Source organism: Stenotrophomonas sp. SMYL89 (assembly GCF_036319985.1).
Taxonomy (GTDB): Bacteria; Pseudomonadota; Gammaproteobacteria; order Xanthomonadales; family Xanthomonadaceae; genus Stenotrophomonas; species Stenotrophomonas maltophilia_Q.
Genome location: NZ_JAWIRW010000027.1, coordinates 1 through 20457 on the forward strand (window position 1 = coordinate 1; position 20457 = coordinate 20457).

Annotated in this window: 17 protein-coding genes and 1 pseudogene; all 18 read right to left on the reverse strand. The window is 67.9% G+C overall.

The features are described 5' to 3' along the window. Positions 1-209: 209 nt before the first annotated feature. Entirely contained in the window at positions 210-2588 is a 2379-nt protein-coding gene (locus V3B41_RS19410; RefSeq protein ID WP_329861801.1) for a methyl-accepting chemotaxis protein, read from the reverse strand. A gap of 101 nt (positions 2589-2689) precedes the next feature. After that, positions 2690-3073 (reverse strand): hypothetical protein, encoded by a 384-nt coding sequence (locus V3B41_RS19415; RefSeq protein WP_005409515.1) that lies wholly within the window; start codon positions 3071-3073, stop codon positions 2690-2692. 136 nt (positions 3074-3209) lie between these two features. Beyond that, positions 3210-3701 carry a chemotaxis protein CheW gene (locus V3B41_RS19420; RefSeq protein ID WP_049426673.1) on the reverse strand — a complete coding sequence of 164 codons (492 nt, stop codon included), beginning with the start codon at positions 3699-3701 and terminating at the stop codon, positions 3210-3212. 184 nt (positions 3702-3885) lie between these two features. After that, complete coding sequence (locus V3B41_RS19425; RefSeq protein WP_049426672.1) at positions 3886-4659, reverse strand: flagellar brake protein; 774 nt, start codon at positions 4657-4659, stop codon at positions 3886-3888. 216 nt (positions 4660-4875) lie between these two features. Further along, positions 4876-7125, reverse strand: coding sequence for a methyl-accepting chemotaxis protein (locus V3B41_RS19430; protein WP_329861802.1), 2250 nt, complete (start codon positions 7123-7125; stop codon positions 4876-4878). A gap of 396 nt (positions 7126-7521) precedes the next feature. Then, complete coding sequence (locus V3B41_RS19435) at positions 7522-9513, reverse strand: chemotaxis protein CheA (RefSeq protein WP_329861803.1); 1992 nt, start codon at positions 9511-9513, stop codon at positions 7522-7524. Between the two features lie 45 nt (positions 9514-9558). Beyond that, positions 9559-9924 (reverse strand): response regulator, encoded by a 366-nt coding sequence (locus V3B41_RS19440; RefSeq protein ID WP_005409521.1) that lies wholly within the window; start codon positions 9922-9924, stop codon positions 9559-9561. Continuing rightward, the gene (locus V3B41_RS19445) at positions 9921-10229 is read right to left on the reverse strand and encodes an STAS domain-containing protein (protein WP_049426841.1); all 309 of its coding nucleotides are present in this window, start codon (positions 10227-10229) and stop codon (positions 9921-9923) included. Before V3B41_RS19445 ends, V3B41_RS19440 begins: the two co-directional genes overlap by 4 nt. 81 nt (positions 10230-10310) lie before the next feature. Then, positions 10311-11582 carry a chemotaxis protein CheW gene (locus V3B41_RS19450; RefSeq protein ID WP_329861804.1) on the reverse strand — a complete coding sequence of 424 codons (1272 nt, stop codon included), beginning with the start codon at positions 11580-11582 and terminating at the stop codon, positions 10311-10313. Continuing rightward, the gene (locus V3B41_RS19455) at positions 11579-12361 is read right to left on the reverse strand and encodes a ParA family protein (protein ID WP_005413243.1); all 783 of its coding nucleotides are present in this window, start codon (positions 12359-12361) and stop codon (positions 11579-11581) included. Before V3B41_RS19455 ends, V3B41_RS19450 begins: the two co-directional genes overlap by 4 nt. Positions 12362-12515: 154 nt before the next feature. Continuing rightward, a pseudogene (motD, locus tag V3B41_RS19460) lies at positions 12516-13382 on the reverse strand (flagellar motor protein MotD); the annotation flags it as partial. Position 13383: 1 nt separating this feature from the next. Then, on the reverse strand, positions 13384-14124 hold the full coding sequence (locus V3B41_RS19465; RefSeq protein WP_005409527.1) for a flagellar motor protein: 741 nt from the start codon (positions 14122-14124) through the stop codon (positions 13384-13386). Between the two features lie 101 nt (positions 14125-14225). After that, complete coding sequence (locus tag V3B41_RS19470; RefSeq protein WP_049426837.1) at positions 14226-16043, reverse strand: chemotaxis protein CheA; 1818 nt, start codon at positions 16041-16043, stop codon at positions 14226-14228. A gap of 2 nt (positions 16044-16045) precedes the next feature. Further along, on the reverse strand, positions 16046-16651 hold the full coding sequence (locus V3B41_RS19475) for a protein phosphatase CheZ (protein ID WP_006442968.1): 606 nt from the start codon (positions 16649-16651) through the stop codon (positions 16046-16048). Next, a complete protein-coding gene (gene cheY, locus V3B41_RS19480) occupies positions 16651-17043 on the reverse strand; it encodes a chemotaxis response regulator CheY (RefSeq protein WP_005413247.1) in 393 nt (130 codons plus the stop codon). The genes V3B41_RS19475 and cheY overlap by 1 nt, the downstream gene beginning before the upstream one ends. A gap of 57 nt (positions 17044-17100) precedes the next feature. Continuing rightward, positions 17101-17844, reverse strand: coding sequence for an RNA polymerase sigma factor FliA (locus tag V3B41_RS19485; RefSeq protein WP_005413248.1), 744 nt, complete (start codon positions 17842-17844; stop codon positions 17101-17103). Continuing rightward, positions 17841-18728, reverse strand: a complete 888-nt coding sequence (locus V3B41_RS19490) for a P-loop NTPase (protein WP_049426835.1) — start codon at positions 18726-18728, stop codon at positions 17841-17843. Before V3B41_RS19490 ends, V3B41_RS19485 begins: the two co-directional genes overlap by 4 nt. After that, positions 18715-20337: a flagellar biosynthesis protein FlhF gene (gene flhF, locus V3B41_RS19495; protein ID WP_197633624.1), complete on the reverse strand. Its 1623-nt coding sequence runs from the start codon at positions 20335-20337 to the stop codon at positions 18715-18717. The genes V3B41_RS19490 and flhF overlap by 14 nt, the downstream gene beginning before the upstream one ends. Between the last annotated feature and the right edge of the window lie 120 nt (positions 20338-20457).

The window sequence follows — 20457 nt, forward strand, 5'->3', positions numbered from 1 at the left end:
TCCGCGGCATGGATGCCGCGGCCACGCCCCCAGGGACGGGTTCACGGCGTCCCCTGCGCAGCCCACCCTCCCGGCCTAAACGTAGGAAATCCGCCGCTCTCCGCGACCACCCCGAGGGGCTTCGCCGTTGGCTGGAATCCAGATACCCCGTAAACAAAAACGCCCCAGCACAGGGCCAGGGCGTTCTCGTACCTCAGGTCAGGCAGGCATCAGAATTCCTGCCAGTCCCCGTCGGCCAGTTCCGTGGCCATCGGGCGACCACCCGCGGTGCGGCGCGCGGGCGGAGCGGCCGGAGCCGGTGCTGCCGGTGCAGCAGCACGCGGGGCCGGGGCAGCAACGCGCGGCGGTGCAACCACGGTATCGGCTTCGTCGACCACGAAGATCGACACGGCCTCGCTGAGGTGGCCGGCCTGTTCTTCCATCGCACGGGCCGCAGCGGTGGCTTCTTCCACCAGCGCAGCGTTCTGCTGGGTGGTTTCGTCCATCTGCACCACGGTCTGGTTGACCTGCTCGATGCCGGCCGACTGCTCCTGCGAAGCCGCAGAGATCTCGGCCATGATGTCGGTCACGCGCTGCACCGAGGCGACGATCTCGCCCATGGTCGCGCCGGCCTTGTGTACCAGTGCCGAGCCGTCGTTGACCTTGCCGACCGAATCATCGATCAGGCCCTTGATCTCCTTGGCGGCGGCGGCCGAGCGCTGGGCGAGGGTGCGCACTTCGCTGGCGACCACGGCAAAGCCACGGCCCTGTTCACCGGCACGGGCGGCTTCCACCGCGGCATTCAGCGCCAGGATGTTGGTCTGGAAGGCGATGCCGTCGATGACCGAGATGATCTCGGCAATCTTCTTCGACGAGGCTTCGATGGCCGACATGGTGGTAACCACCTGGCCGACGACGTCGCCGCCCTGCGAGGCGACACCGTGCGCGCCGATGGCGAGCTGGTTGGCCTGGCGGGCATGTTCAGCGTTCTGGCGCACGGTGGAGGTCAGTTCCTCCATCGAAGCAGCGGTCTCTTCCAGGTTGGCGGCCTGCTGCTCGGTACGGCGCGACAGGTCGCTGTTGCCCGAGGCGATTTCGCCGGCGGCCGAGCTGATCGCGCGGCTGGACTGCTTGATGCGGGTGACGATCTCGCTCAGCTGTGCGGCGGTGGCGTTGGCGTCGTCGCGCATGCGGGCGAACACACCCTGGTAGTCGCCGTGCATGCGCACGGTCAGGTCACCCTGCGACAGCGCGGCAAGCAGGCCGGAGATCTGCTCGATGCTGCCGGCATTGGCGTCCAGCAGGCCGTTGATCTGCTGCGCCAGCTGCAGGAAGAAACCTTCCTTGTCGCTGGCATCGATGCGGCCGGACAGGTCGCCGGCAGCCGCCTGGGCGATGACGCGTGCTACTTCGGCTTCGACCAGCGCTTCCTGGGTGCGGTCGCGCCATTCCACCACGTAGCCGACGGTGTCACCACCTTCATTGCGGATGGTCGATACCACCTGCGCGAACTGGGCATCGCCGTACTGCATCGGGCGACGGGCGACGCCGTGGGCCTTCAGGTTGCCCAGCAGGGTCTGGTCCATCTCGCCACGGTGTTCCAGCACGGTGACCGGCTTGCCGATCAGCGAGGCCTGGGCGTCGAAGTCCGGCAGGTCGCGGCGCACTTCGTCCTGGTACTGGCTCAGGGTCTGCTGCAGGGCGCGGTTGCTGTAGACGATGGTGTTGCTGGTATCGGTCAGGTAGACGCCGGTGGAGCTGTAGTCCAGCGCGGTGCGGATGCGCAGATTCTCGCGCGCAACGGCCTGGTCGGTTTCGATGCGCTCGCGCAGGTCGCGCTGCATGCGCTGCATGGCCTGCATCAGCTCGCCCACTTCGTCCTGGCGGCTGACATCGATGTGGCCATCGAGCTTGCCGCCGGCGACGTCGTTGGCGACCGAAACGGCGCCACGCACGCTGCCGACCAGGGCGCGGGCGAACAGCCAGACCAGCACCAGGCCGAGTGCGGCGCCGCCCAGCAGGGCAATCACGGTCAGCACGGCCGAGGCGGAATAGGTGGACGCGGCCTCTTCGCGCGAGGCGCGGGCGAGGCGGTTGTCTTCGGCGATCAGCGCTTCCAGCGCCGAAGCAGCCTTGCGGTGCTTGGTGCGGGTCTCGCCCACGAAGGTATCGATGGCATCGTCCGGCAGGTCCAGTTCCAGCATCTCGGTGACGCTGTCATAGGAGGCCAGGGCGTCCTTCCATTCCTTGGCGAAGGTATCGAACAGCTTCTTCTGCTGCGCGTTGTCGACCAGCTTCGGGTAGTCCTTGATCGACGTGTCCATGCTGGTGCGCAGGTCGACGGCCTGCTTGCGCGCGTCGGACTTGACGTCATCGCTGGCGCGGATCAGCTGCTGGTAGGCGGCATTGCGGTACTCGCCCAGCATGCCGCGCATCTCGCCGGCCATGCGGATGCTTTCCATGCGCGAACCGGCCAACTCGGTGGTGACGTTGTTCAGCGAATGCAGTCCGCGATAGGCGACGATGCCCTGCAGCAGCATCACCAGCAGGAGGACACCGAAGGTCAACAGCAGCTTCGGCATCAGTTTCAGGTTGTTGATCCACGGCATGGGCGTTGCGATCTCCTAAGGCAGACGCGTCCGGGCATCGGGCCCGGTTGCAGCAGAAACCACGCCGGCACGAGCTCCGGCGTGGTTCGACGGACAGCGGATTACTTGATATTGGCCAGCTTCAGGCCCGCCGGCGAGCTGACTTCGATTTCCGCGCGCGAGGCGTCGCGCTGGATCTTGCCGATCACGCACACGGTCTTGCCTTCCAGGGTTTCCAGCGGGAAGGAGAACTTGCCGCGGTTCTCGCCGGCGATGCGGGCCGAGAAGGTGTGGCGCGGGAAGGCGCCGCCCATGTACAGGAAGGTCGGCTGGCCTTCGGAACCTTCTGCGTAGCGGGCCTTTTCGACCTTGCCACAGACCATGCCGTCCTTGCCGACCGAACGCGGGGCCAGTTCCGGCGGGATCATGTCGGCCGCCTGGGCGAACGCGGAGGAAGCGGTGGTGGCCAGGACAGCGGCCGAAACGAACGCAAGCAGGGACTTCATCGAGGTGTATCTCCGGGGATGGTGATGGTCGTTCCGGTTCCGCGCGCTCCTGCGCGACCGGCTTCTGTCCCCCTATCGGCACCGCCGGGGGGAACTGAAGGGTTTTGTGACCAGAACGTGAAGCAGGTCCGCTGGGTCAGGCGGCAACGTCTTCGGCGAGGGTGGACTGGCCCATGTCGGCGCTGTCGAGCAGGGTCTCGATGTCCAGCAGGATCAGCATGCGGTCGTCGTGTGTGCCGATGCCGGAGATGAAGCGCGTATCGACCGCAGCGCCGAACTCCGGGGTCGGGCGGATCTGCTCGGCCGACAGCGGGATCACGTCCGACACGCTGTCGACCACGATGCCGACCACGCGGTCTTCGACGTTGAGCACGATCATCACGGTGAAGGCGTCGTAGCGGGCGTTGTCCAGGCGCAGCTTCAGGCGCAGGTCGATGACCGGCACGATGGTGCCGCGCAGGTTGATCACGCCCTTGATGTAGTCCGGGGCATCCGGCACGCGGGTGACCGCATCGTAGCCACGGATTTCCTGCACCTTGAGGATGTCCACGCCGTAGTGCTCGGCGCCGAGCGTGAAGCTGAGGAATTCGCCGCCGGCGCTGGCGGCGGAGCTGGTCTTGTCGTTCATCGAGGGGTCCTGGTTCTGCCGGAAGTCCCGGTGTCAGGCTCGATATCGGCCCCGCATGGGGGGACTTTAGGTGCCGGGGGAGAGGCATCCACGCATGGCGTGGGTCTACCGGGGCGGTGGGTTGGGCATCCACGCACGGCGTGGATGGTGCCGGCCGCTGGCCGGCATACCCATTGGACGGGCCTCAGAGCTCGCCGTTGCGGCGGGCCTTGCGCTGGCGGTCGATGCGGAAGATGTAGCGCTGTATGGCGCTGTCGCCACCGCGCGGCAGGCTGTCAAAGCGCATGCCTACGCGCTTGACCTCGATGCCGTTGGGCTGTCGCTGAGGCAGCAGGTTGCAGACCACCAGTTCGATGTCCAGGTCCGGGCCATCGGGCAGCGACAGCTGAGCCGTGTAGCGCTTCTGCAGGCCGAACACGGCGCAGTCGTTGGGTACCACTACGGCCAGGCCACCACCGCTGATGTCCACCACCCGCATCGACAGCGCTTCGGCGCGGGCTTCACCGGGTGGCAGCAGCAGCTGTGGCGAGTCGGTGACCGGGGTCTCGAGCCGGTACAGCTCGCGGCGTTGCAGGTGCACCAGTTCGTCCGGCAGCGGGGCGCGGAAGGCGACGTGGCCATCGTTGTCCACGCGTTGCAGCGCGTGCAGGCGGAACCGCACGAGGACACGTTCCAGCTGGGCGAAGCAGAGCAGATGGTCGGCCTGCTCGGCGGCACGGTTGGATGCCTCCTGCGGGCTGCCGTCGAGCAGCAGGTAGTCTTCGTCCTCGTCGAGATCAAGCAGGGCGGTCGGGAACGAACGGTCCCGGCCGTCGATATGCGCGTTGATCAGTGATCGCTGGTCGATCAGCGAGCGCAGCAGGTGGCGCAGCTGGCGGGGGTTGCGGACCAGGAAGCGTTCGTCCGCGGCGTCGGCCGCGTGGACATCGTGCAGTTCAGTGTCGTGGCCGTCGGACATGGAATCTGTGATCAGGGGCGGGCGCCAGCACGCGTTGGCGCGAGGCTCGATGGGGATATCGGCCTCTGCATTGGATTATGAAGTGAGATTTGCATCACTTTCCATGCGTAAGGGGCCAGAGCCCTTTCCCATGGGAAAGGGATCTGACCCCGTGGCTCTCTTCCTGCGTGGGGTCAGAGCCCCCTTCCGCGGAAGAGGGATCCGACCCCGGTGTCCTCAGAACTCCTGCCAGTCACCCTCGGCAGCCAGCGCCGGCTGGGCGGCCGATGCACGCAACGGTCGTGCCGGTGCTGCCTTGGTGGCGGGCAGGGCAGCCGCGACCTGGCGTGGCTGCGGCGCATTTGCCAGCCGTGCCGGTGCAGCAGCGACGCCCTGCGATGCCAGCCGGAAGCGCGCTACGGCTTCGCCCAGCTGCATGGCCTGGTCTTCCATCGCGCGCGCCGCAGCGGTGGCTTCCTCCACCAGTGCGGCGTTCTGCTGGGTGGTCTCGTCCATCTGCACGACGGTCTGGTTGACCTGCTCGATGCCGGCCGACTGTTCCTGCGAGGCAGCGGAGATCTCGGCCATGATGTCGGTCACGCGCTGCACCGAGGCGACGATCTCGCCCATGGTGCTGCCGGCCTGATGGACCAGGCTGGAGCCTTCGGCGACCTTGCCGACCGAATCGTCGATCAGGCCCTTGATCTCCTTGGCGGCGGCAGCGGAGCGCTGGGCGAGGGTGCGCACCTCGCTGGCAACCACGGCAAAGCCACGGCCCTGTTCACCGGCGCGGGCGGCTTCCACCGCGGCGTTCAACGCCAGGATGTTGGTCTGGAACGCGATGCCGTCGATGACCGAGATGATCTCGGCAATCTTCTTCGACGAGGCTTCGATGGCCGACATGGTGGTGACCACCTGGCCGACCACGTCGCCACCCTGCGAGGCGACACCATGCGCACCGATGGCGAGCTGGTTGGCCTGGCGCGCGTGTTCGGCGTTCTGGCGCACGGTGGAGGTCAGCTCCTCCATCGAGGCAGCGGTTTCTTCCAGGTTGGCGGCCTGCTGCTCGGTGCGGCGCGACAGGTCGCTGTTGCCGGAGGCGATCTCGCCGGCGGCCAGGGTGATGCTGGAGGCGCTGGCCTGGATCTGGCCGACGATCTGGGTCAGCTGCGCAACGGTGGTGTTGGCGTCGTCGCGCATGCGGGCGAACACGCCGTTGAACTGGCCATCCATGCGCGCGGTCAGGTCGCCTGCGGCAATGGACTGCAGCAGCTGCGAGAGCTGGCCGAGGTTACCGTCAGCCACCTGCATCATGGTGTTGAGGTGTTCGATCATCAGCTTGAAGTCGTGCTGGAAACGCTGGGCGTCGCCGCGCTGGCTGAAGTCGCCTGCGGCCGCTGCTGCAGCCAGCTGCTGGATCTGCGTATTGATTGCCAGCAGGCTGGCCTTGGCTGCATCCATCGATTCATGCAGGATGGCGCGGCTGCCGGGCAGGCGGCGTGCGTCCGGGGTCAGATTGCCGATGGCGTACTGGTTGAGTACTTCAATGGCATCGACGATCGCATCGAGGTGTTCGAAGATCACCGTGTTGATGCCGTTGGCCAGCTGGCCGTAGACGCCCGGGAAGTCTTCGGGAATGCGGTGGCTGATGTCCGGGCCGGCATGCATCTGCGCCATCAGCTGGGTCTGCTCGCTGAAGCGGCGCAGCATCGCGGTCATCTCGGCGGTGGCTGCCAGCATCTTGCCGGCTTCGTCCTTGCTGGTGGCCTGGGTGCTGACGCTGAGATCACCGCGCGCGACGGCCTGGATGGCATGCACGGCCTTGCCGAGTGGGCCGGTCACTGCACGCGAGATGACGACGGCCAGCACGGCTGCGACCAGCGACAGCAGCACCATGCAGCCGACGATGGCAATCATGCTGGTGCGGTGGGTGGCATTGGCGCCGGCGATCTTGCCGTCCATCTGGCCGGCGATGTGGGTGCCCAGTGCCTTCATTGCAGCGAACAGATCGCGACGCGCGGGGCGCGACTGCTCGTCGGAGATCTGCTGGGCCCGTGCGCCATCACCGGCAGCCACGGCGTCGCGCATCGCCTTGTTGGCGGCGAAGTAGCGATCCAGCTGCGCGCTCGCCGCGCGATACAGTTCACGCTCCTTGGCCAGCGCCGGCAGCGCCGAGTACGCGGCCAGCTCGTCATGCACGGCCTTGGCGGTGTCGTCCATGCGCTTGTTGTAGTCGGCGACCTTCTCCGGCTGGTCGAGCATGCTCAGCTGTGCAAGTTCGTAGGTGCGGAACTCGCCCAGTTGCGAGCGCGCCTCGCCCAGGTGCTGCACCGACGGAATGTCGTTGCCAGCCATCTCGCGCAGCTGCGCGTTGGCTTCGCTCAGACGCACCAGTGCGAAGGCGCCGAGGACCAGGGTCATCAAGGTGGTGAGGGTGAACCCCACGGCCAGCTTGCGGGCGATGGGCAGATCTTGGAACCACTTCATGCAGGGTGCTCCAGGTGGGCAGAGTGCCGGCGTCTGTGCGCCGGTTTGGGGGTGGTTGCAGAGCGAACGGGAGTGCCCGGTGGGGGTTCGGTGACGGCCGTCATTGCGGAATAGCGGCGCAACCTGCGCGGACTTTATGGACGCAGATCACATTCGGATGCGTAGGGATAAGGGCGCGAAAGTGGCGTAGCGGCGGGGCTTCGCTTGAGTGGCGTGGTTGCGCGCGAAACCATCATGGCGACGAAGTTCACGGAATGGGCGGCGCCGTCAGGCGGGGGTCAGATCCCTTTCCGCAGGAAAGGGATCTGACCCCATCGCCGCCCCATCGCCGGAACGTGCACAAACAAAAACCGCCACCCCGAAGGGCGGCGGTTTCATGAACGCTTGCAGGATGGATCAGGCGGCCTGCGGCATCCGCAGCGAACGCACCAGCCCACCGATGTCGACGATCAGTGCCACGCGGCCGTCACCAAGGATGGTGGCACCGGACACCCCACCGATGCGGCGGTAGTTGTTCTCGATGTTCTTCACCACCACCTGCTGCTGGCCGACCAGCTCGTCCACTTCCAGTGCGATCTTCTGGCCATCGCCTTCGACCACGACCACCAGCGATTCGCTGCCCGGTGCACGGTTGCCGTAGCCGTAGTACTCGCTCAGCGAGAGGATGGGCAGGTACTCGCCACGCACGCGCAGCACGCGGCCTTCGCCGGCCATGCTGCGGATGTCCTCGGCCTGCGGCTGCAACGCCTCAAGCACATAGGCCAGTGGCAGGATCAGGGTTTCGCCGGCCACGGCCACGGTCATGCCATCGAGGATGGCCAGGGTCAGCGGCAGGCGGATCAGTGTGCGGGTACCGGCGCCGAGGCTGCTTTCGATCTGCACCTCGCCACCCAGCGCCTGGATGTTGCGGCGGACCACGTCCATGCCGACGCCGCGCCCGGACAGGTCGGTGACCGCATCGGCGGTGGAGAAGCCGGGCTGGAAGATCAGGTCCCAGACCTGCGAATCGGTCGGGTTGTCCGGCACGGCCAGGCCGCGTTCGGTGGCCTTGGCCAGGATCTTGGCGCGATCCAGGCCGCGGCCGTCGTCGCTCACTTCAATGACGATATGACCGCCTTGATGCGAAGCGGCCAGGGTGATCGTGCCGGTCTCGTCCTTGCCCGCGCCGCGGCGCACATCGGGCATTTCCAGGCCGTGGTCGATCGAGTTGCGCACCAGGTGCACCAGCGGATCGGCGATCTTCTCGATCAGGCCCTTGTCCAGCTCGGTGCCTTCGCCGACGGTGCGCAGGCGCACCTGCTTGCCGAGGCGGCTGGACAGGTCGCGGACCAGGCGCGGGAAGCGGCGGAACACCGCATCGACCGGCAGCATGCGCACGCCGATCACTGCTTCCTGCAGGTCGCGGGTGTTGCGTTCCAGCTGGTCAAGCCCGGCAAACAGGCTCTCGGCGTGGACCGGGTCCAGCGCGTGCGAGACCTGCTTGAGCATGGCCTGGGTGATGACCAGTTCGCCGACCAGGTTGATCAGCGCATCGACCTTGTCGACGCTGACGCGGATCGAGGTCTCGGCTTCCTGGCTGGCAGCGCCGCTGGCGGCTGGCGCAGCAGGCGCTGCCGGTGCGATGGCAGCAGGCGTGGAAGGGGTTGCTGCAACGGGCGCCTGGGTAGCCAGGCTCGGCGGCGCTGCCGGACGGATGTCCAGCTCGCAGTCGTCCAGTACCCAGGCGAAGGTGTCTTCGATCTTGCTGCGCGGCACCTTGCCGACCAGGCCCAGGTCCCACGCCAGGTGGGCCTCGAGCGGGTCGAGCTGGGCAAATCCGGGCAGGCGTTCCATGCGCGCGGCCACCTGCAGCGAACCGAGGTGTTCCAGTTCGCGGATGATGCGCAACGGATCGTTGCCGCTCATGAACAGCGACGGTGCCGGGGTGAAGCCGATCTGCCAGGCTTCCGGCGTATCGTCCACCTTGGCGGCGGCAGCGGCCGGCGCGCTCGGTGCGGCCTGGCCGGAGAGAACGGCTTCCAGGCGTGCCTTCACCGCAGCGACAGCGGCGGGGTCGGCCGTCTGGCCGTGCTCGGCCTCGCGCAGCAGCGCGCGCAGCACGTCCACCGAGGACAGCATGGCGTCGACGGCGTGGCCTTCCAGTGCCCGCTTGCCGGCGCGCAGCTCATCGAGCAGCGTTTCCAGCACGTGGGTCAGGCCGGCGATGGCATCGAAGCCGAAGGTGCCGGCGCCGCCCTTGATGGAGTGGGCGGCGCGGAACACCGAATTGATGATCTCCGCGTCCTGCTGCCCCGATTCCAGGGCCAGCAGGCCAGCCTCCATCGCGTCGAGGCCTTCGCGGCTCTCCTCGAAGAAGGTGGCGTGGAAGCGTTGCAGGTCCATGCTCATGGCAGTGGTGGTCCGGAAGCGAAGAGGGGGAGCAGTGCCGGGCGATCAGCCCAGCACTTTCTGCACGGTGGCGACCAGCTGTTCCGGATTGAACGGCTTGACCAGCCAGCCGGTGGCGCCGGCGGCCTTGCCTTCGGACTTCTTGTCGGCGGCCGACTCGGTGGTCAGCATCAGCAGCGGGGTGAACTTGTAGTCCGGCAGCTGGCGCAGTTCGCGGATCAGCGCAATGCCGTCCATGTTCGGCATGTTGACGTCGGTGACCACCGCGTTGAAGCGTTGGCCCTTGGCGCGACCGAGCGCGACCGCGCCGTCTTCGGCTTCTTCGACGGCAAAACCGGCCGAGGTGAGGGCGAAGGAAACCATCTGGCGCATCGACGCCGAATCGTCCACCACCAAGATACGTGCGCTCATGCAGCGTTCTCCACAGATTTCAGGTTGTCATGGGTTACGTCCAGGCCCAGGGCCTGGGTGACGCCCAGCAGGCGCGCGGCGTCACGGAAGTTTGCGGTGCAACCGTGGAAGCCGGTGCCCAGGCCTGCCTCGCGGCGGGCCTGCACGAAGGCACACAGCACCTGCACGGCTGCCGTGTGGATGCGGGCGACCTGGCTTGCATCCAGGATCAGCTCGCCTGCCTGCGCCACCAGCGGGGCGAGGCGGTTCTTGAGCTCGGTGGTGCTCTCGATGCCGAGATCCTCACCCAGTTCGACAGTGCTCATCGTTGCTCCGGACAAACGGTTCCGTGATCCATAACGGCACCCCGGCGGGGTTCTTTAGAGGAATCGACGCGGTGCGTCGGCTCAACTCAACAGCCGCGTGGCATCGAGCAGGATCATCGGCCGCTGGCTGACCCGGGCGACGCCGCGGAACAGATCATTGGAGATCTGGCAGATCCGGGCGGTATCGGGTGGCTCGATCTGCGAATCGGTGAGGTTGGCGACATCTTCCACTGCCGACACACGCAGGCCGATGGTCTCGCCATCCTCTTCCAGCACCACGATGCGGGTCTGGGCGTCGTCTTCCGCTGCCGCGGCACCGAGGTGCAGGCCGAGGTCCATCACCGGCACCACCTGGCCACGCAGGTTCATGATCCCGAGCATCGCCGGCGCAGTACCGCGCAACGGCAGCAGCGGTACCGGCAACACCACTTCCTGCACTTTCAGCAGTTCCAGTGCATACGCCTGGGTCCCGCAGCGCAGGCGCAGCCAGCGCGAGGTACGCTCGCCGGCGCGGCGGTTCTGTGGGTGTGGGCTGCTGGCGGGCTGGTGCGCCTGTGCCTGCAGCTCCTGCCAGGTGCCGGGACGGCTGCTGGCCGGGGCATCCACGGCAACGCGCGGGGGCGGCACGGCGGCAACGCGCGCCGCCGGGGCAGGTGCAGGTACAGGGCGCGGTGCCGGGGGCGCGACCACGGCCGGCGGCGGCGTGGGGACATCCTCGCCCCCGGCGGCGGCTTCGAATGCGGCCTGCAGCCCTGGGCTGTCAGTGTGGGCGAGGTGATGGCTGTCGGCCGCGTCGGTCTCGTAGATCACTTCGTCGGGCAGGTCGTCCCAGGTGGGCTCTGGGCCAGCCTTGGTTGTGACCGGAGCGAGGGCGGGCGCGGTCTCATGAACGACCTCATCGGGCAGGTCGTCCCATGTCGGCTCGCGTTCGACGGCCGCTTCGCTCGCCGGGCGCGGCCCGGCGCTACTGCTGGTGGCGGCCTCGAAAGCGGCCTCCAGCGCGGCCGTGTCTTCAGCAGTTGGGGCGACCGTTCCGGTTTCGTAGATCACTTCGGCCGGCAGGTCGTCCCATGTCGGCTCGCGTTCCGTGTCGGTCACGGTCGCGGGCGTGGAGGCGGCGTCGAAGGCGGCCTCCAGGGCTGCGTTGTCTGCAGCGGGCTGCGCGACGACGGCGTCCGTCTCGTAGATGACTTCGGCGGGCAGGTCGTCCCAGGTCGGCTCACGCTCGGGCGCTACCGCGCTCGTCGGGCAGGGGCCGGCGTTGTCGGATGACAGGGTGGAGGGCGGCGTCGCCACAATCGCTTCGCCCAGCAGTTCGTCCAGGTAGTCGTCCAATACGCCTGTGCTGTTCATGCCGCCTGCTCCAGGGCACGGGCATCTTCGCCGAGGATCCAGTTCAGGGCGCGGCGGTAGGCGGCCAGGCCGCGGCCGGGGTAGTCCTCGCCGACGCTGGGCAGGGTCAGGCCTGCGGCATTGCTGATGCGGGTATCGATCGGAATCGCGTCTTCCCACACGCGGGTGCCGTGACGATCCTGCATGGTGCGCAGCGATTCGTTGCCGGCGCGGGTGCGTCGGTCGAACAGGGTCGGCAGGATCGAGATCGGCAGGGGGCGGCGGCGCGAGCGCTCGACCATCTCGCCGGTGCGGACCATGCCATCCAGGCCGTGCAGGGCCAGCGGCTCGGCCTGGGTGGGAATGATCAGGCGGTCCGCAGCGGCCAGCGCATTGATCATCAACAGGCCGAGGGTGGGGGCACAGTCCAGCAGGATGTAGTCGTGCTGGCCCTGGTGGCGCGCCAGCGCGTTCTGCAGGGCCAGGCCGAGGCCGGGCTGGTTGGCGCTGCGGCGCTCCAGCGTGGCCAGCGCCGACTGCGCGCAGACATAGTCCAGACCGTGGATGCTGCTGGCATGGCACAGGCTGGAAAGATCTGCCGGCGGGGCGCCGAACAGTTCCAGTACGCCGGCCGGCGGCGGATCCACCGGCACGCCGAAGGCGCGGCTGAGCGAGGCATGCGGATCGAGGTCGATCAGCAATACGCGATGGCCAAGCGCGGCCAGGCCACGGCCGAGGGCGAGGGTGGTGGTGGTCTTGCCGACTCCGCCCTTCTGGTTGGCGACTGCCCAGATGCGCATCGGTTTACTCCTTCATTGCCGGGGGAACGGCGGCGCCGACACGGCTGCCAGCCGGCACCGGCGGCAACTTCACCGGTGCGATGGGGGACGTGGGGGCGTTAGCCGGAGTTGCGGCGGCTTGTTCGGTGGTGCTGTTGTCGGCGGCGCCGGTGGCCGCATTGAGGCGCTGGCCAAGTGGATCCACCGCATGCGAGGTGTCGGCCAGGATGATGACCATCACCCGGCGGTTGCGGTTGCGCCCCTGTGCGCTGTCGTTCTCTTCGCGCGGACGGAACTGGCCATAGCCGACCATCGCCAGCCGCGACGGCTGCACGCCCTGGTCGGCGAACAGGTGCACGACGCTGGCCGCGCGTCCGGCCGACAGCTCCCAGTTGGAGGGGAAGGTGGCGGTGGCGATCGGCACGTTGTCGGTATGGCCTTCCACGCGCACGCTGTTGGGCACGTCACGCAGCACCTCGGCCAGGCTGGCCAGCGTCTGCCGTGCATGCATGTCCAGCGCGGCCGAGCCGGTGGGGAACAGGATGTCGCTGTTGATCTCCACTTCGATCCACAGCTCGGTGCGGCGCACGCTGATCATGCCGCGGTCGATCAGCGGCGCCAGCGCGGCGGTGAGGCGGTCGGCGATGCTGTTGAGCTGGCGCTCGGCACGGGCGATCTGTTCCTGGTTGTGCACCGAGACCGGCATGCGCATCTGCGAGGCCATCGACGGCAGCAGGGTCGGGTCGTGCGACGGCGCCGGCGCGGAGGGGCCGATCTTGGTGCCGGACTTGATCACCGACGGGCTGTCCCAGCCGCCGCCCTGCACCTGCTTGTTGCCGACCTGCACCGGGTTGATCGTGCGCGGCGCACCACCAAAGGCATCGGTGAGCGCGTCGGCCATGATCCGGTACTTGCCCTCGTTGACCGAAGAGATCGCGTACATGACCACGAAGAAGGCGAGCAGCAGCGTCATCAGGTCGGCATAGGGGATCGCCCATGCTTCATGGTTGGCGTGCTCTTCGTGGTGCTTGCGGCGGGCCATGTCAGTGCAGGAAGCCGGAGAGGTTGGTTTCGATGTTGCGCGGGTTCTCGCCCTGGGCGATCGAGATCAGGCCTTCGATGACCATTTCGCGGTCGCGCGTGTTGTGCGAGATCACACTCTTGAGCTTGGCCGCGATCGGCAGGAACAGCAGGTTGGCCGAGGCGATGCCGTAGATGGTGGCGGTGAACGCGGCAGCGATGCCGTGGCCCAGCTTGCTCGGGTCGGCCAGGTTCTTCATCACCGCGATCAGGCCGAGCACGGCGCCGATGATGCCCAGCGTGGGCGCGTAGATGCCCATCGCCTCGAATACCTTGGCACCGGCCTGGTCCTGGTGTTCCTGGCTGCCCAGTTCGATTTCCAGCATGTGCCGCATCGATTCAGGCTCGACGCCGTCCACCAGCAACTGCAGGCCCTTGCGCAGGAACGGATCCTGCTGCGCTTCCACCTGCGATTCCAGGCCCAGCAGGCCTTGGCGACGGGCGATGTTGCTCCACTCGACGATCTGCTGGATCAGTTCGCGACGATCGCTGTGCGGCGGGCGCACGACCCATCGCACGATCTTGAACGCATGCTTGAACACCGCCGGCGAGGTGTGCAGCAGGATCGCGGCAACGGTGCCGACGATGACGATCACGAACGCCGCAGGCGACCACAGCGACGCCAGGCCGGCGCCCTTGAGGATGCTGCCACCGACCAGCGAGGCCAGGGCGAGAAAGAGTCCAATGAGGCTGAGTCTATCCATGGTTCCGGTATCGGCTTGTATGAATGGGACTTGAGACACCGGGAGAACGCGTACAGACGGTAGTCACAGTTTTCGGGTCGCCGGGCCACGCCCGGCGGTGTTCAGCGGATGCCGTCCACGTCCAGGATCAGTGCCATGCGACCATCGCCGATCAAGGTTGCACCGGCATAACCGCGCAGGCCGCGCAGGGCTTTCGGCAGTGGCTTGATGACCACTTCCTCGCGCCCGCGCACCTGGTCCACGACCAGTCCGAAGCGCGCTTCACCGGCCTGCAGCACCACGATGGTCAGCAGGGTCGACGCGGCGGGCGTCACATCCAGCCACTGGCGCAGGTCGACCAGCGGCAGGGTGTGCGAGCGGCGGTCGAGCACGGCGCGGCCATCGAACCAGCCCAGCGACGTGCGCGGTGCGTGCAGCACTTCCATCACGCGCGCCAGCGGTAGCGCGTAGACGTCCTCGCCGGCCTGCACCAGCAGGGTTGGCAGGATCGCCAGGGTGAGCGGCACGCGGATCAGGAAGCGGCTGCCACGCCCCAGTTCCGACTGGATCTGGATCTGGCCGCTCAGTTCGCGGATGCGCGACTGCACCACGTCCATGCCGACGCCACGGCCGGAAATGTCGGTGACCTGCTGCTTGGTCGAGAAGCCGGGCAGGAACACCAGGTGCAGGCATTCCTCGCTGCTCAGGCGAGCGGCGGCTTCCGGATCGATCAGGCCCTTTTCGCGCGCCTTGGCACGCAGCTTTTCCGGGTCGATGCCGGCGCCATCGTCCTGCACCTCGATGCTGACGTAGTCGCCTTCCTGTTGCGCCGACAGGCGCACATGGCCCATCCGTGGCTTGCCCTGCGCTTCACGCAGCTCGGGCATTTCCACACCATGGTCGATGGCGTTGCGGACCAGGTGCACCAGCGGGTCGGCCAGCGCTTCGACCAGGTTGCGGTCGAGCTCGGTCTCGGCGCCGACCAGCTCGAGGTCCACTTCCTTCTTCAGCGAGCGGGCGACGTCGCGGGCGACCTTGGGGAAGCGCGAGAACACCTTGCCAACCGGCTGCATGCGGGTACGCATCACCGCCGACTGCAGGCGGGCAGTGGCGATGTCCAGCGTCGATACGGCGCGGTCCAGCTCCTCGTCGCGCAGGCGTGCACGCAGGGTCTTCAGGCGGTTGCGTGACAGCACCAGTTCGCCGATCAGGTTGACGATCGCATCCAGGCGTTTGGTGTCCACGCGCACGGTGTGCTCGGCCTCGGCCATCGGCTTGGCTGCCGGCTTGGCTGCGGGTGCCGGGCGCGGTGCTGCGGCGGGTGCCGCCGCGACGGCGGCAGCAGGCTTGGCGCCTGGCGCAGCGCCACCGTGCAGCTGGTCCAGCAGGGCTTCGAACTCGTCTTCGCTGATCAGGCCGTCGTCGGCCTTCTTCGCCGGCGCGACTGCGGTCGGCGCGTTGCCGCCGTGCAGCTGGTCGAGCAGGGCCTCGAATTCGTCGTCGGTGATCAGATCGCTGCCACCTGCCGCAGGCGCGGCCGCAGCGACCGGTGCGGCAGTGCCACCGTTCATGTCGAACTGCGCGATCAGGTCCGGCGGCGCATAGCCCGGCTCCGTACCGGAGGACACGGCGTCCAGCATCGACTGCAGGTAGTCCAGCGATTGCTGGGCGGCGTCGAAGTGGTGGGCCTGCAGTACCGCCTGCCCGGCACGCGCGATGCCAAGTGCTTCTTCAGCGGCGTGGCACAGCTCGACCATTGCGGTGACGCCAAGGAAGCCGGCGCCGCCCTTGAGCGTGTGGTAGCCGCGGAACACCGCGTTGAGTTGCTCGGTGTCCTGCGGTGCCTGCTCCAGCGACACCAGCTGTTCGCCCAGGCGATCCAGGATTTCCTGGGCCTCGATGATGAAATCGGCAGTGATGTCGTCGGATACCGCGCTCATGCTTACAGCCCCAGATCCGACAACAGGTCGTCGGCGTCGTTCTGCGAGACCGCGTGGCGGTCCAGTCCCTTCAGTGCCGGCCCGGCCAGTTCCGGATCGGTGCGATGCTGTTCCGGCGGCAGGCCGAGTGCGCCAAAGCCCTCGTGCACGCGGCGGACGATGCCGACCACGCGACGGATGATCTGCCCGGTCAGGTCCTGGTAGCTCTGGGTCAGGGCGATCTCGGTCAGGTTGTGGCGGATGCGCTCGAGCTGCGCGTCCTGGCCCGGCTGCAGGCCTTCGGCGCGCAGCTGTTCGGTCAGGCTGCGGCATTCCTCGGCCAGGTCCAGGGTGCGGTGCGTGGCCTGTTCGGTCATCGCCACCACGTGGTCAAGGCGTGCGCAGGCGTCGTCCAGCTCGCCGGCCTCGCTGGGCACGGTCGGCAGTTCACCCAGTGCCTGTCCCAGCTCGCGGGCCAGCCGCGAGAGGCCGCTCATCATCGGCTGCGTACGCAGCGCGACCAGTCCGTCGATGCGTTGCCGCCAGGCGGCTTCGTCACCGGACTCCAGTGCGTCCAGGGCTTCCTGCAGGCGCAGGGCGAGGGCGTTCTTGTCGACCGTGGTATCCATCAGGCGCTGGCCGCCAGGCGTTCGAAGATCTTGCCGAGCTTCTCTTCCAGCGTCTGCGCGGTGAACGGCTTGATGATGTAGCCGTTCACGCCGTTCTGGGCGGCTTCGATGATCTGCTCGCGCTTGGCCTCGGCGGTGACCATCAGCACCGGCAGGGTCTTCAGCTTGGCATCGGCGCGGATCGCCTTCAGCAGCTCGATGCCGGTCATCACCGGCATGTTCCAGTCGGTGACCACGAAATCGAACGGCTGGCTCTGCAGCAGCGACAGCGCGGCATGCCCGTCCTCGGCTTCGGCGGTGTTGGTGAAGCCCAGATCGCCCAGCAGGTTCTTGACGATTCGACGCATGGTCGAGAAGTCGTCGACGATCAGGATGCGCATGTTCTTGTTCAAAGCAGAGTTCCTTTGTTGTTCATTCCGGGCGGCCGGGGGCAGCCGCCTCGGGCATGTTCATTCTTCCAGGCCGGCGTCCGCCGCCTCGAAAATCTTGAGCCGGCCACGCAGGCGCAGCACCGCCTGGCCGTGGATCTGGCAGACCCGCGACTCGCTCACGCCGAGCACCGCGCCGATCTCCTTCAGGTTCAGTTCCTGCTCGTAATAGAGCGAGAGCACCAGCTGTTCGCGCTCGGGCAGGTGGCCGATGGCCTTGCCCAGCTCGCGGCCGAATTCGCCGCGCTCCAGCACCTGCTGCGGGGTCGGGCCGCCCTGGGCGACGGTGTCCAGCTCGCCCTGGTCCTCGATGCGCGATTCCAGGCTCAGTACCTGGCCGCGTGCGGCGTCTTCCATCAACCGCAGGTATTCGGGCAGCGGCATCTCCATCGCGGCGGCCACTTCGGTGGCGCTGGCGGCGCGGCCGCTGCTCTGTTCCAGGCGGCGGATGGTGGCGGCGGCATCGCGGGCACGGCGGTGCACCGAGCGCGGCACCCAGTCGCCACGGCGGATCTCGTCGATCATCGAACCGCGGATGCGGATCGAGGCATAGGTCTCGAACGAGGCGCCCTGGTCGGCGTCGTAGCTGCGCGAGGCTTCGATCAGGCCCATCATGCCGGCCTGGATCAGGTCGTCCACTTCAACGCTGGCCGGCAGCCGCGCGGCCAGGTGGTGGGCTATGCGCCGCACCAGGTCCGAGTGCTGGGCGATGACCTCGTTGGCCGCCGAGCGCTGGACCTCCCGGTACTGGGCTGCGCCTTTCATGCGGCCACCCCGCGCTGCTTGAGAATGCGCTCGAGGAAGAACTCGACGCCGCCACGCGGTTCGGTTGGCGCCTGCCAGCGTGCGGTGCGACGCGCGATCTCGGTGATCGCCAGTGCTGCCGGGCTGGACGGATAGGCTTTCACCACCGGCTGCTGGCGCTGCACCGACAGGCGCAGCCAGTCATCCTGCGGCACGCAGCCCAGGTAGTTCAGCGAGACATCGGCGAGGAACTTCTCGCAGACGCGGGTCAGCTTCTCGTACAGCACGCGGCCCTCGTTGGGGTCGCGCACCATGTTGGCCACCACCTGGATGCGGTCCACGCCGCGTTCGCGCGACAGCACCTTGATCAGCGCGTAGGCGTCGGTGATCGACGCGGGTTCATCGCAGACCACCACCACGGTGTCCTGTGCGGCCTGGCAGAAGGTCAGCACGCCGTCGGTGATGCCGGCGGCGGTGTCGACCACCATGATGTCCAGTTCGCGTTCCAGTTCGGAGAACACGTTGACCAGGCCGACGTGCTCGGCCGGGGCCAGCTCGGCCATGTGCCGGCGGCCGGACGCGGCCGGGACCACCAGCACGCCGTTCGGGCCTTCGACGATCACATCGTCCAGCGAGCAGCGGCCGGCGACCAGGTCGGCCAGCGTGAAGGTGGGGTTCAGCCCCAGGATCACGTCGATGTTGGCCAGGCCAAGGTCGGCGTCCAGCAGCAGCGTGCGCTTGCCCATGCCGGCCAGTGCCACGGCCAGGTTGGCCGAGACATTGGTCTTGCCCACGCCGCCCTTGCCGCCAGTGACGGCAAGGGTGCGCACAGGGCCGAGCGGCTCGCTGCGGGTGGCCGACAGCGGGAAGGTCTTGGTCAGCTTGGCGTACTCACGCGACGGCATGGTTCAACTCCGGGTTGCAGGGCATATCGGCCGCTCGGCGCAAATCTTCAAGGCGAAGTACAAGATTGGCTGCACTGGCCCGGTGCAGGTCGTCCGGAACGTCCTGGCCATCGGTCACCCAGGTGATCGGCAGGGCATGGTCCACGGCCACCGACAGGGCGTTGCCGAAGCGGCCGGTCTCGTCCAGCTTGCTCAGCACCAGGCCCTGCAGGTTGGCGGCGCCGAAGCGGCGGACCACCTCGTCCATGTCGCCGAAGCTGGTGTTGGCCGGCAGCACCAGCAGGGTGCGGACCTGGCGGGCGGCGCGCAGCCACTGCAGCTGGGCGGCCAGTGCGCGGTCGCGCGGGCCCAGCCCGGCGGTGTCGATCAGCACCAGCTTGTAGTCCTTCAGGCGTTCCAGCAGCTGGTCCAGGTCGGTGCCGCTGTTGGCCTCGTGCACCGCGATGCCGAGCTGGCGGCCGTAGCCGTACAGCTGCTCGCGGGCGCCGATGCGGGTGGTGTCGGTGGTCACCAGGGCGACGTCACGCGGGGCGTGCTTCTCGGCGAAGCGCGAGGCCAGCTTGGCGATGGTGGTGGTCTTGCCGGCGCCGGTCGGGCCGACCAGCGCGATCACGCCGCCTTCTTCCAGCGGGTCGACCGGGGCGATCGGCAGCTTGCGCGAGATCAGCCCCAGCATCAGGCCGCGTCCACGGTGGGCTTCGGTCTCCAGCGGGATCTGCATGGCCACGTCGCGGGCCAGCCCGGCGTCGAATCCGTACTCGTCCATAAGGTCCAGCGCGGTGGCGCGCACCGGGCAGCCGCGCAGGCGCTCGTCGGTGAAGCGGTTCATCTCGCGCTCGATCACCTGGCGCATGCCGGCCACTTCCTGGCGCAGCTGGCGGATCTCGGCGTCGTCCTGGGCAACCACGGTCAGCACCGGGGCCGGGGCGAGGGTGGGCTCCGGCGCGGTTTCGGCGCTGGCATCGGCCAACGCCGGTTCGCTGGCGGCGATGGCCGGCTGCGGTTCGGCGACGGCCGCGCCCGGCAGCGGCGGCGGCTGCACGGCGGGGGGCACGCTTTCGTGATGCATGTCGTGCGGCGGGTCGATCTGGAAGCGGGCACGGTTGGCTGGCGCGCTGACGGCCGGTGCCGGTGCAACGATGGCCTCGGCGAACGGGGCGAAGATCTGTTCGGGCAGCGCCGGTTCGTTGACGGCAGCGCGGGCCAGGGTCGCGGCGAAGCCGGTGCTGCCGCGGGTCGGCACGATCTCGTCGGCGCTGTCCAGGGTGCGGCCGGTGGCACCGACCGCGGCGCGGGCGAGGGCGGCCACGGCCGAGGTGGTGGCGGCCACCGGCTCCGGCGCCGGGGTAGCGCTGCGGCGGCGGGTCACCGCGGCGATCACCGCGTCGGCGGCGGTGCGCGGCTTCGGTGCCGGCGGCGGGGCGACGTCACGACGCGAGGCTTCCAGTGCGCGCTGCACGGCGCTCTCGTCGTAGTTGGCCGCGGCGACGATCTCGATGCCTTCCTCGATCCGGCGGTTGGACAGGATCACGGCGTCAGGACCATGTTCCTTGCGCACCAGGTTCATGGCCGAGCGCATGTCGGCGGCGACGAATCGTTTGATTTTCATGCTGTGGTCACGGGACGAAGACGGCGGGGTGGCGGTCGGGGAACTCGGGTGGTCGGTGGTCTGCACGGTGCGGGTTCCCCTTGGTATCTGTCTGTTGCGTTGGTTCGAAAGTGGTGTCTG

Coding starts and splice junctions, on each gene's coding strand:
- V3B41_RS19470 (WP_049426837.1), bottom strand. CDS start 16,043: ATGAGCGCGGTATCCGACGACATCACTGCCGATTTCATCATCGAGGCC.
- V3B41_RS19445 (WP_049426841.1), bottom strand. CDS start 10,229: ATGAGCACTGTCGAACTGGGTGAGGATCTCGGCATCGAGAGCACCACC.
- V3B41_RS19475 (WP_006442968.1), bottom strand. CDS start 16,651: ATGGATACCACGGTCGACAAGAACGCCCTCGCCCTGCGCCTGCAGGAA.
- V3B41_RS19440 (WP_005409521.1), bottom strand. CDS start 9,924: ATGAGCGCACGTATCTTGGTGGTGGACGATTCGGCGTCGATGCGCCAG.
- V3B41_RS19450 (WP_329861804.1), bottom strand. CDS start 11,582: ATGAACAGCACAGGCGTATTGGACGACTACCTGGACGAACTGCTGGGC.
- flhF (WP_197633624.1), bottom strand. CDS start 20,337: ATGAAAATCAAACGATTCGTCGCCGCCGACATGCGCTCGGCCATGAAC.
- V3B41_RS19430 (WP_329861802.1), bottom strand. CDS start 7,125: ATGAAGTGGTTCCAAGATCTGCCCATCGCCCGCAAGCTGGCCGTGGGG.
- V3B41_RS19410 (WP_329861801.1), bottom strand. CDS start 2,588: ATGCCGTGGATCAACAACCTGAAACTGATGCCGAAGCTGCTGTTGACC.
- V3B41_RS19415 (WP_005409515.1), bottom strand. CDS start 3,073: ATGAAGTCCCTGCTTGCGTTCGTTTCGGCCGCTGTCCTGGCCACCACC.
- V3B41_RS19490 (WP_049426835.1), bottom strand. CDS start 18,728: ATGCCGTCGCGTGAGTACGCCAAGCTGACCAAGACCTTCCCGCTGTCG.
- V3B41_RS19485 (WP_005413248.1), bottom strand. CDS start 17,844: ATGAAAGGCGCAGCCCAGTACCGGGAGGTCCAGCGCTCGGCGGCCAAC.
- V3B41_RS19455 (WP_005413243.1), bottom strand. CDS start 12,361: ATGCGCATCTGGGCAGTCGCCAACCAGAAGGGCGGAGTCGGCAAGACC.
- V3B41_RS19465 (WP_005409527.1), bottom strand. CDS start 14,124: ATGGATAGACTCAGCCTCATTGGACTCTTTCTCGCCCTGGCCTCGCTG.
- V3B41_RS19420 (WP_049426673.1), bottom strand. CDS start 3,701: ATGAACGACAAGACCAGCTCCGCCGCCAGCGCCGGCGGCGAATTCCTC.
- V3B41_RS19425 (WP_049426672.1), bottom strand. CDS start 4,659: ATGTCCGACGGCCACGACACTGAACTGCACGATGTCCACGCGGCCGAC.
- V3B41_RS19435 (WP_329861803.1), bottom strand. CDS start 9,513: ATGAGCATGGACCTGCAACGCTTCCACGCCACCTTCTTCGAGGAGAGC.